This window comes from Radiobacillus sp. PE A8.2, assembly GCF_045635475.1.
In the GTDB taxonomy this organism is placed as follows: Bacteria; Bacillota; Bacilli; order Bacillales; family Amphibacillaceae; genus JBJGXI01.
Map to the genome: position 1 here is coordinate 147,644 of NZ_JBJGXI010000004.1, position 10,314 is coordinate 157,957.

Below are 10,314 nucleotides of genomic sequence, written 5' to 3' on the forward strand. Positions count from 1 at the left end.
AGTATATCCTCCGATTAATGGTTATGTGTCACAACTTGTAATGGGTGTCCATAAAAGTGCGATAAGTCCGTTTCTGTTAACTTAACAAATTCAGATGGATGCCCGTGAAAATGTAAACTTTTGTTTAAACAGACAATATCACTAGCATGCTCCGTCATCGTACCGATATCGTGTGTAACGAGCAATAATGTAATTTGTCGATTATAATTAAGCTGATGCAGCAGATCGTAAAACTTTTTTACGTGCTCCGCGTCGACACCAACGGTAGGTTCATCTAATATGAGTAAATCTGGATCACTAACTAATGCGCGGGCGATAAAAACGCGTTGTTGTTGTCCACCCGATAGATCACCGATATTTTGGTGCAAATAGTCAAGCATACCTACTTGTTCAACGGCGGCTCTGACTTTTTGTTTGTGCAGCTTTGTGAAAAATCTAAAATAGCCCATTTTTGCGGTTAGTCCCATCGAAACTACCTCATTAACAGTTGCGGGAAAGCCGCTATTAAAGGCATTGGCCTTTTGTGACACAAAACCAATCCTGTTCCAGTCCTTAAACTGTGTAATAGGCGTATTGAAAAGTTCGATGGATCCGTGCTGTGGCTTAAGTATACCTAGTAGCAATTTAATTAGTGTCGTTTTTCCGCCACCATTGGGGCCAAGTAGACCGATAAAATCACCTTGTTTGATTTCTATATTTACGTTTTTTAACGCTATTTTATTTTCATATGAATAAGAAACACTGTTCATTGATACGATTGATTGTGACATAACAGCAATCTCCTTTTATTTAATACACCGATTCCATCCAAAATTCTCCTAGTAGACAATCATCATTTTACCTTAAGCATAGACTATTGTAAATAGGAATAGTTACGGTTTGTGTGTGTTTTTAGAAAGTAAAGGTGGTGTGAGGTAAGGCCGTTTGGGCTATGTAGTCAGGAAAGCTCTTATTTTGCACTGAAATTTCTGTTGGGCCATTGGTTGACAGGAGAGACCTTATGAACAAAAATATGTTATTGCGTAAAACAGCTAATATGCGTCGTAACGTAGTGCACGTGATTTCCGCTCCAGGCAGTCGCTTTCCGCGGGCACGGCTTCAGCTAACTCAGAAGCAAAATGCGCTTCTGAGTGGATCTTCAGCTCGCGCTTTTCCCGCTGGAGTCGACTGCCTGGAGCTCCAATCACCCCACATAAAGAGCAATCCCGTTAGCAGCGTAGGAAATCCACTTCGACTCCTGCGGGACTAGTGGCGTAAGTGAGACCCCGCAGAACGCAGTTCGAGGAGGCTCACTAGCCCCCCGCGGAAAGCGAAGTGGATTTCCGGAGCGGTGCAAGCACTCTCCAAATTACGACGGAGTTTACTTCAATCATGAAGTTGCAAAGCAACAAACTGTACAAAAAAAAGCCCTTTCTCATTAAAGCGAGAAAGGACACGATATATATGGTAAATATAGGGGGAATGGGTTAACTATTTACTACTCTAGTTAAGGCTACTTCTTGATCAATAGGTATATCCATCAGTTCGCCTAATGGTACATTAAGTGCAGAAGAGAGTCTACATAGGTTTACGATCGATACATTTCGTTTTCCTGTTTCAATCTCTGTATAATAGGAACGAGTAAACCCTGCTCTTTCAGCAAGTTCTTCTTGTGTAAACCCTTTTGATAGTCGATAAAATTTTAGTCGTTTTCCAATTCTTTTTAATAGAAATCTAGAATCTGCTTGTTTGGCTTTAGTTATCATGAAGTTCACTCCTATTTTTTTTATAAAAACATAAAAAAGCTACCACAAAGAGAGGTAGCTAATGTAACTAACCTCAGCAACTGGCTGACATAGTGTTGTACAAACACCTTAGTCCCTCTAGTTTTGCGTCACTATTTTTCAATAGCTTTGCCTTTGTTGAGTGTCCTATATTAAAAATGGATACACCGGAAACTTCAAAAATTATGTTAATAATTTTATTATATACGAAAACTTAAAATATTGGAAGTAATCTATAAGAATTCCTTTTCTGGAAATAAATTTTAGTGATAGAAACGAAAGAAAGTCCATGCGAACATGGACTTTCTTTCACTTAATGAGGCAATTGACTTGTGTAACCTGTGAATTGCTGAAACGATTGTTGTATTTTTTGTTGTTCCGCGCTCTCTAATGAATACCAACCATTTTTAAACATTAAGTTATACAAATTGCGTTGACAGTTTTGTGTTTCTTGAAAGATCGAAAGTATATCTTGATAAATCACTTGATTACTTGCCTCATTTAATGCTGTACTATAAGCATCAGTCATATATTTTTCTGTAGTTAAAATGTCATTAACAAAATCTCGATCATTCATTTGAGGTGTTTTTGGCACCTGTGTTTCTGGATTTTGTACTTTATTACTTTGTTGTTGATTCATCTTCATGCTCCTTTCTTAGTTTAATGGTTGTGGATTTTGATTTAAATGCTGCAATATTTTATTATAATGGGCCTGGTGCATATGGCATGCTTTTTCTAGTTCAGTTTTGATTTCAGGTATCGTACATTGCTGCGCAAAGAAATGTGCTTTCTTTGATGCATTCAAATTCCAGCTCAGCATATCAGTCAAATATAGCAAATCTTTCGTTGTCACAATATTAGGGGGCTGTGGCATCATATTTGCTTGATTTTGCATACCCATTGGTTGGTTTTGTTGTTGCATTCGAGAAACCTCCTTTTTCATTTTCGTTCTTAAAATTCCCTAGTGGTAGGAACTTATGCTTAAGCTATTTAGGGTTTTTGTGTTAAAATATTTACATTAAAAAATGATTGCGAAATGTCAGGAAATAATTTATAGTTAAAGGTAGTTTAGAAGTGATTTTTTGTGGCTATTTTTTTTATAAGTAAAATGAATGAGTATTCATTCAAGTTAAAGATGGGAGGATAAATAGTGACTCGAAAAATTAAACGTGCAGCTGTAATTGGATCTGGAGTAATGGGATCAGGGATTGCCGCACACTTGGCAAATGTAGGTATTAAGACACTGATGATTGACCTGATTCCCAAGCAATTGACTGACAAAGAAACCGAGCAAGGTTTGACTTTGTCTGATAAGAAAGTGAGAAATCGCCTAGCGTCTGCAAGTAAGCAGGCGTTAGTAAAGCAAAAACCGTCACCAATCACAAGTAAGCAGAGTCTAGATTTAATTGAAGTTGGCAACATCCAGGATGACATGGGTCGTATTGGTGAATGTGATTGGATTATTGAAGTGGTGGTCGAAAATCTTCAAGTGAAAAAACAGGTTTTGGCTGAAATTGATCAGTACAGAAAAAAAGGGAGTATCGTAAGTTCTAATACTTCCGGGATATCAATTGAAAGGATGGTTGAAGACTGTTCTGCAGATTTACAAAAGCACTTTCTAGGCACCCACTTTTTTAATCCACCACGATACTTAAAGCTTCTTGAAGTAATACCTACGAAATGGACAGATCAACACGTACTTGATGATGTTAGATTGATTGGCGAAGATGTCTTAGGTAAAGGTGTTGTCGAAGCAAAGGATACACCGAACTTTATAGCCAACCGAATTGGTACGTATGGTCTTCTCGTTACATTGAAGGAGATGATCGATCAAGGACTAAGTGTTGGTGAGGTCGATTCCATTACCGGCCCTTTAATTGGTAGACCGAAGAGTGCGACATTCAGAACACTAGATGTTGTTGGATTAGATACGTTTATTCATGTCGCTAATAATGTATTTGAACAAACCGATGGCGTTGAAAAACAAGCATTTCAAGTACCGACTATCATGACAAAGATGGCTGAATTAGGTTGGCTCGGTGAAAAAACAGGGCAAGGCTTTTATGTAAAAAAGAAGCAAAACGGAAAAAGTCATATTTATGAGTTGAATTTGGAAACGCTTGAATATGAAGAAAGAAAGAAATTAACAACAAATGCAACAGAATTGGCAAAACAAGCGAAGGGTACTAGCGGTAAAATGAAAGCGCTTTTATCTGTTGAAGGTGATCCTGCAAGTTCATTTACATGGGCAATTTTAAAGCAGTTACTCATTTATTCGGCAGAACACATACATGAAATTGCTGATGATATTGTTGCAGTTGATCGAGCAATGCGTTGGGGATTTGGGTGGGAACAGGGCCCATTTGAATTGTGGGACGCACTTGGTTTCCGAGCGACGTTGGATAGGATGCTAAAAGAAGGCGAAAACGTGCCTGCTTGGGTAACTGACATGGCTGTGAGTGGTGCAGAATCATTTTATAAAACAGAAAAAGACGCGGTGTCCCATTACGATAACGGTACTTATAAAGAGCAAGTAATCAACCCGAAAGTAATTAATTTAAAGGCAACGAAAGAAGCGCGTGGTGTGATTTTGCAAAACAAAGGGGCTTCACTCATAGATTTAGGTGATGGAGTCGCTTGCTTTGAATTCCAATCCAAAAGTAATGCAATCGGATTAGATATTATCCAATTGATTAATCAATCGATAGAAGAGGTTAATAAAAATTATCGAGGCATGGTGATTGGTAACCAAGGGAAGAATTTTTGCGTTGGCGCCAATATTGCAATGATGCTAATGGAAGCCCAAGATGGCAATTTTTTTGAAATTGACTTTGTCGTGCGTCAGTTCCAGCAAACGATGATGAATATTAAATACGCAGAAAAGCCGGTTGTCGTTGCGCCGTTCAATATGACTTTAGGTGGTGGTGCAGAGGTGTCGTTACCAGCGAGTGCACTGCAAGCACACCAGGAAGCATATATCGGTTTAGTAGAGTTCGGTGTTGGTCTTATTCCAGGTGGTGGTGGAAATAAAGAGCTGTACTTGAAGCAAATACGTAATCTGCCTCCAGGTGTTGATTTTGATTTGCAGAAGGTTGCCAATAACGTGTTTGAGACAATCGCAATGGCGAAAGTATCAACATCGGCACAGGAAGCTGTCGAAAACGGATTTTTAAATAAACAAGACGGTATTAGTGTGAATAAGGATCACTTAATTCATGATGCCAAGCAAAAGGTAATCTCTCTAAGTGAAGCGGGTTACCAAGCGCCTAGTCGCGAGCAAGTACCAGTAGTTGGAGAGCCAGGTTATGCAACGATGCTTTTAGGTGCTAAGTCACTAGCGATAGGAGGATACGCATCGGAGCACGATTTGAAAATAGCTGAAAAACTGGCATTTGTCTTGGCAGGGGGACGGATTAAGCAAGGTTCCTATGTTGATGAACAATACTTGTTGGATATTGAAAGAGAAGCGTTTTTAAGCTTAATTGGAGAGCCAAAAACCCAACAGCGCATGCAGCACATGCTCATGAAAGGGAAAGCATTACGAAATTAATAGCGTGAGGAGGCGGAAACATGAAAGAAGCAGTAATCGTTGCCGGTGCAAGAACGCCGGTTGGAAAAGCAAAGAAGGGATCGTTAGCTCATATTCGCCCAGATGACCTTGCTGCGCTAACTATTAAAGAAACGTTGAAAAGAGCCGGTGGATATAACGGACCAATCGATGATGTTGTTATCGGTTGTGCGATGCCGGAAGCAGAGCAGGGAATGAATATGGCGCGAAATATCGCTGGCTTGGCAGGACTTCCGATAACAGTTCCCGGTATTACGATCAACCGTTATTGTTCATCAGGATTACAATCAATTGCTTATGCAGCGGAACGGATTATGCTTGGTCATAGTGACACGATCATTGCCGGGGGAGCAGAATCGATGAGTCTAATTCCCATGGGCGGGCACGTGATTAAACCGAACTTGGATTTAGTACAACATGCACCAGGCTATTATATGTCGATGGGGCACACAGCTGAAGAAGTTGCCAACAGATTCGATATATCCAGACAGGATCAGGATGCTTTTGCAGCCCGCAGTCATCAACGAGCGGCGAAAGCACTTGAGTCAGGGAAATTCAATGATGAAATCGTCCCTGTCGAAGCAACTTTGCAAGCAGTTGGATCTGATCATAAAGTCTACGACGAGAAAATCTATCTAGATCAAGATGAGGGTGTCAGAAAAGATACAACTGCAGAGGTACTGTCCAAATTAAGGCCAGCTTTTGCTTTAAAAGGGTCGGTGACTGCAGGTAATTCATCGCAAATGAGTGATGGAGCTGCATCCGTATTAGTAATGGACCGGGAAAAAGCAGAGGCGGAGGGACTAACACCTTTGGTTAGGTTCCGATCGTTCGCGGTTGCGGGAGTTGAGCCGGAAATCATGGGTGTAGGCCCGGTTAAGGCCGTTCCTAAAGCATTAGAAATAGCTGGTTTATCGTTAAGCGATATTGGATTATTCGAATTAAACGAAGCATTTGCTTCACAGTCAATTAGAGTGATTCGTGAGCTCGGATTAGACGAAGAGATTGTCAATGTAAATGGTGGCGCAATCGCACTGGGCCATCCATTAGGCTGTACTGGAACGAAGCTAACGTTAAGCCTTATCCATGAAATGAAACGCAGAAATGTCCAATTCGGTGTTGTGACGATGTGTATTGGTGGTGGCATGGGAGCAGCGGGCGTATTTGAATTAATTTAACGATGCATGGAGGGGGAAAAACCCCATGGGATTGAGAATTCACTTATAAAAAGGAGCGATTGTAATGGGAGAAACGAAGGAGAAAGTGTTTAAAGGCGGCGCGTTTATTATCGAGGATTTAACTCCAGATGATATTATTACACCGGAGGATTTCACAGAAGAGCATTGGATGATTGCCAAAACAACAGAGGACTTCGTTGCAGGTGAGGTTTTGCCTAAGGTTGAAAACTTGGAGAATCACGAATTTGAGCACTCGGTTGCTTTGTTAAAGCAAGCTGGTGAGCTTGGCTTGTTAGGTGTAGATGTTCCTGAAGAATATGGTGGCTTAGGCTTGGATAAAATTAGTTCTTCGCTTATTACCGAAAAATTCTCCCGTGCTGGCGGATTTTCTGTCACACATGGTGCGCATGTTGGGATCGGCTCTTTACCTATCGTTTTTTTCGGAAATGAACAGCAAAAACAAAAATATTTACCACTGCTTGCAACTGGTGAAAAGTTAGCGGCATACGCGTTAACGGAGCCAGGTTCTGGTTCGGATGCACTTGGTGCAAAAACGAACGCCAAACTCAATGACGCAGGAACCCATTACATCTTAAATGGTGAAAAACAATGGATTACGAATGCTGCCTTTGCTGATGTGTTTATCGTATATGCACAAATCGATGGTGACAAGTTTACCGCGTTCATCGTGGAAAGAGATTTTCCTGGCGTTTCCACTGGTGCTGAAGAAAAGAAAATGGGAATTAAAAGTTCTTCTACACGTACAGTCATTTTCGATGATGCTGAAGTACCTGTAGAAAATGTGCTTGGTGAAATCGGAAGAGGTCATATTATTGCTTTTAATATTTTAAACGTAGGCCGATATAAACTAGCTGTTGGTGGCATTGGTGGCGCTAAATTAGCAATTGAATTATCATCCGCTTATGCGAATGGACGTAAACAGTTTAAAACGCCAATTGCTAAATTTTCGCTGATTCAAGAGAAACTTGGTACAATGGCTGCCAATACCTATGCAAATGAAAGTGCTGTATATCGTACAGTCGGTTTGTTTGAGCAACGGATGGGTAATCTTACAGATGAGGAATTAAAGGACGGTAAAGCAGTTGCAAAAGCAATCGCAGAATATCAAATCGAATGTTCGATCAACAAAGTTTTTGGTACTGAGCTAATGGATTATACGGCTGATGAAGCAGTGCAAATTCACGGTGGTTACGGATTTATGCAAGAATATGAAGTGGAAAGAATGTATCGTGATTCAAGAATTCAGCGTATATTTGAAGGGACAAATGAAATTAATCGACTGTTGATCACAGGTTCGCTTGTGAAAAAAGCGATGAAGGGTGAGTTGCCACTTCTCCAGCAGGCACAAGCGCTACAAGAGGAATTAATGATGCTAATGCCAGAAGATGTTGGCAATGCTCCGTTAGAGAAAGAAAAGTATATGCTGAAAAATGCCAAAAAGTTAGGGCTTATTGCTGCGGGTCTTGCAGCCCAAAAATTTGGAACAAAACTTGAGCAAGAACAAGAGCTGTTAGCTAACATTGCTGATGTTGTATCAGAGGTATACAACATGGAATCAGCTGTTTTACGAACAGAAAAAGCTATCACCAAATCTGGTGAAGATAAGAATAAGCAAAAACTGCTTTACACAGAAGTGTATGTGCAAGAGGCGTTTAATCGTATTGAAGGACATGTAAAAGAAACGATTGTAGCTTGTGAATCGGGTGATGCATTACGAATTACCTTGGCGGCTACTCGGAAATTAACACGTCATGATCCAACAAATGTGATAATTAAAAAACGTGAAATCGCTAAAGCAGTTCTAGAAGCAGAGAAATATGTACTATAAAATAATCAACATAAAATCCTTATCCTAATTGGATAGGGATTTTTTTGACAATACGGTCCGTTTAAATCAACACGGAATGGATAATATGATAAAATACGTTAGAAAGGGGGGAGTAATGGTGACAGTAACATTTTATTGGTATCCGAAATGTGGCACGTGTCAAAAGGCAAAAAAGTGGATGGATGAATCAAATGTACAATATAATGCTATTCATATTGTGGACGAAACTCCTTCTAAGGATCAACTTAAAGAAATGGTTGATAGAAGTAAATTGCCTATTAAAAAGTTTTTTAATACGAGCGGTCAAAAGTACCGAGAACTAAATGTAAAAGATAAGCTTAAAACAATGAGCGAAGAAGAAATGTTAGAGTTGTTAGCTTCAGACGGCATGCTAATTAAGCGACCCATCGTGACAGACGGTACAAAAGTAACTGTCGGTTTTAAAGAAGCTACATTCGAAGAGACATGGAAATAACATGATCCATACGAAATAAAAGCAGTTTTATCGCTTTTCCAAATGAAAGCGTGGAATTTTGCTTTTACATAATTAATCGAAAATTAATGGAGGTATTTAAGATGAGTTTACCTAAAGATTTACGTTATTCAGAAGAGCACGAATGGGTAAAAGTTGAAGGAGATAAGGTTAGAATTGGTATTACAGACCATGCTCAATCAGAGCTTGGTGATATTGTTTTCGTTGAACTACCAGAAGTAGGCGATCAAATCGAAACAGATGCGCCATTTGGTAGCGTAGAATCTGTGAAAACAGTTTCTGAGTTATATGCTCCAGTTAGTGGCAAAGTAATCGAAGTTAATGAGGAATTAGATGATAGTCCTGAATTTGTTAATGAATCACCATTTGACAAAGCATGGATGATTGTAGTTGAGCCTACGAATATGTCAGAAGTAGAAGAATTAATGACAGCAGAAGCATATCAAGAAATGGTTGAAGAAGACGAATAAGCAGGTTAACTAATCTTAATTTAAAATTGGTACATAAGATTGGCTTCTAGAATGGGCATGAATATAAGTTATAACTATATAATAATAGTATAGCTATTTATCCCTTGTTTTCTAACAAGGGATAAATACTACTGTGAAATGTATACCTATATTTATTTCAAGAGCAGGTGGTCGGCATGACGGATATGGAAAAGGTAATTATCGTTGAAGGACGGACCGATAAAAAGCAGATTGAAAAGCTTATTGAGGAGCCGGTAGAAATAATTTGTACCAATGGAACATTAGGGGTCGGAAGATTAGAAGAGTTAATCGTTGAGTATGACCTAGATAACAAAGATGTGTTTATTCTTGTTGATGAGGACGATGCGGGCCATAAATTACGTAAACAGCTTTCCATCGAGTTGCCTCATGCGGAGCATATTTATATTGATAAGGAGTTTAGAGAAGTAGCAGCTACTCCGGAATCAAAATTAGCTACGGCACTGCTTACATGTAGAATAATGATAAACCCATCGTATTTGTAATCTGAGGTGAAAAAAGGTTGGTTTGATGATTCAAATAACAAAGCATGCATTAGATTTTTGCTTGCGAAAAGATATCGCATTCATATTTATCCATACACCATTTTGTGGTACGTGTAAGCTTGCAAGAAAGATGCTGGTCACGGTTGAAGAAATGTGGGAACAGGACATCTTTTATGACTTAAATGCTGCGATGTTTCCAGATAAGATGAAGCAATTTCAAATAACGAGTGTTCCTTGTTTATTAATTTTACGCAAAGGAAAACCTGTCGACAAGATTTACGCAATAGAGTCCGTTACAAATATATATAATCAATTGCTTGTGTATAAAGATCAGATATAGTATCTGGTCTTATTTTTTTGCTGTTTGGGTAAAGTTTGTTGCTTTTAAACTTCGTAATTGAAGTGAAATGCGACGTAACGTAGTGCTCGTGATCTCCGCTCCAGGCAGTCGCTTTCAGCGGGCACAGCT

At 39.4% G+C, this 10,314-nt stretch carries 11 protein-coding genes and 1 riboswitch; of the genes, 7 read left to right on the plus strand and 4 right to left on the minus strand.

All coding sequences use genetic code 11. The features are described from left to right. Positions 1-14: 14 nt before the first annotated feature. From ACI6MV_RS03895 to ACI6MV_RS03910, 4 genes are all read right to left on the minus strand, one after another. Entirely contained in the window at positions 15-770 is a 756-nt protein-coding gene (locus ACI6MV_RS03895; RefSeq protein ID WP_407268627.1) for a metal ABC transporter ATP-binding protein, read from the minus strand. Positions 771-1,466: 696 nt separating this feature from the next. After that, the gene (locus ACI6MV_RS03900) at positions 1,467-1,745 is read right to left on the minus strand and encodes a helix-turn-helix domain-containing protein (RefSeq protein ID WP_407268628.1); all 279 of its coding nucleotides are present in this window, start codon (positions 1,743-1,745) and stop codon (positions 1,467-1,469) included. Positions 1,746-1,817: 72 nt separating this feature from the next. Further along, positions 1,818-1,907, minus strand: a riboswitch (cyclic di-GMP riboswitch). Between the two features lie 169 nt (positions 1,908-2,076). Further along, complete coding sequence (locus ACI6MV_RS03905; protein WP_407268629.1) at positions 2,077-2,403, minus strand: spore coat protein; 327 nt, start codon at positions 2,401-2,403, stop codon at positions 2,077-2,079. 15 nt (positions 2,404-2,418) lie between these two features. Beyond that, positions 2,419-2,685, minus strand: a complete 267-nt coding sequence (locus tag ACI6MV_RS03910) for a hypothetical protein (RefSeq protein WP_407268630.1) — start codon at positions 2,683-2,685, stop codon at positions 2,419-2,421. Positions 2,686-2,913: 228 nt separating this feature from the next. Here ACI6MV_RS03910 and ACI6MV_RS03915 point away from each other — a divergent pair, with 228 nt between their 5' ends. From ACI6MV_RS03915 to ACI6MV_RS03945, 7 genes are all read left to right on the plus strand, one after another. Next, the gene (locus tag ACI6MV_RS03915; RefSeq protein WP_407268631.1) at positions 2,914-5,313 is read left to right on the plus strand and encodes a 3-hydroxyacyl-CoA dehydrogenase/enoyl-CoA hydratase family protein; all 2,400 of its coding nucleotides are present in this window, start codon (positions 2,914-2,916) and stop codon (positions 5,311-5,313) included. A gap of 20 nt (positions 5,314-5,333) precedes the next feature. Further along, complete coding sequence (locus ACI6MV_RS03920; RefSeq protein WP_407268632.1) at positions 5,334-6,509, plus strand: acetyl-CoA C-acetyltransferase; 1,176 nt, start codon at positions 5,334-5,336, stop codon at positions 6,507-6,509. A 64-nt stretch (positions 6,510-6,573) separates the two neighbouring features. Then, positions 6,574-8,358, plus strand: a complete 1,785-nt coding sequence (locus ACI6MV_RS03925) for an acyl-CoA dehydrogenase family protein (protein ID WP_407268633.1) — start codon at positions 6,574-6,576, stop codon at positions 8,356-8,358. Positions 8,359-8,476: 118 nt separating this feature from the next. Further along, positions 8,477-8,833 (plus strand): arsenate reductase family protein, encoded by a 357-nt coding sequence (locus ACI6MV_RS03930; protein WP_407268634.1) that lies wholly within the window; start codon positions 8,477-8,479, stop codon positions 8,831-8,833. Positions 8,834-8,934: 101 nt separating this feature from the next. Further along, positions 8,935-9,321, plus strand: a complete 387-nt coding sequence (gcvH, locus tag ACI6MV_RS03935) for a glycine cleavage system protein GcvH (protein ID WP_407268635.1) — start codon at positions 8,935-8,937, stop codon at positions 9,319-9,321. Between the two features lie 176 nt (positions 9,322-9,497). After that, positions 9,498-9,845, plus strand: coding sequence for a toprim domain-containing protein (locus ACI6MV_RS03940; RefSeq protein ID WP_407268636.1), 348 nt, complete (start codon positions 9,498-9,500; stop codon positions 9,843-9,845). 25 nt (positions 9,846-9,870) lie between these two features. After that, positions 9,871-10,185 carry a thioredoxin family protein gene (locus ACI6MV_RS03945; protein ID WP_407268637.1) on the plus strand — a complete coding sequence of 105 codons (315 nt, stop codon included), beginning with the start codon at positions 9,871-9,873 and terminating at the stop codon, positions 10,183-10,185. The last annotated feature ends 129 nt before the right edge of the window (positions 10,186-10,314 follow it).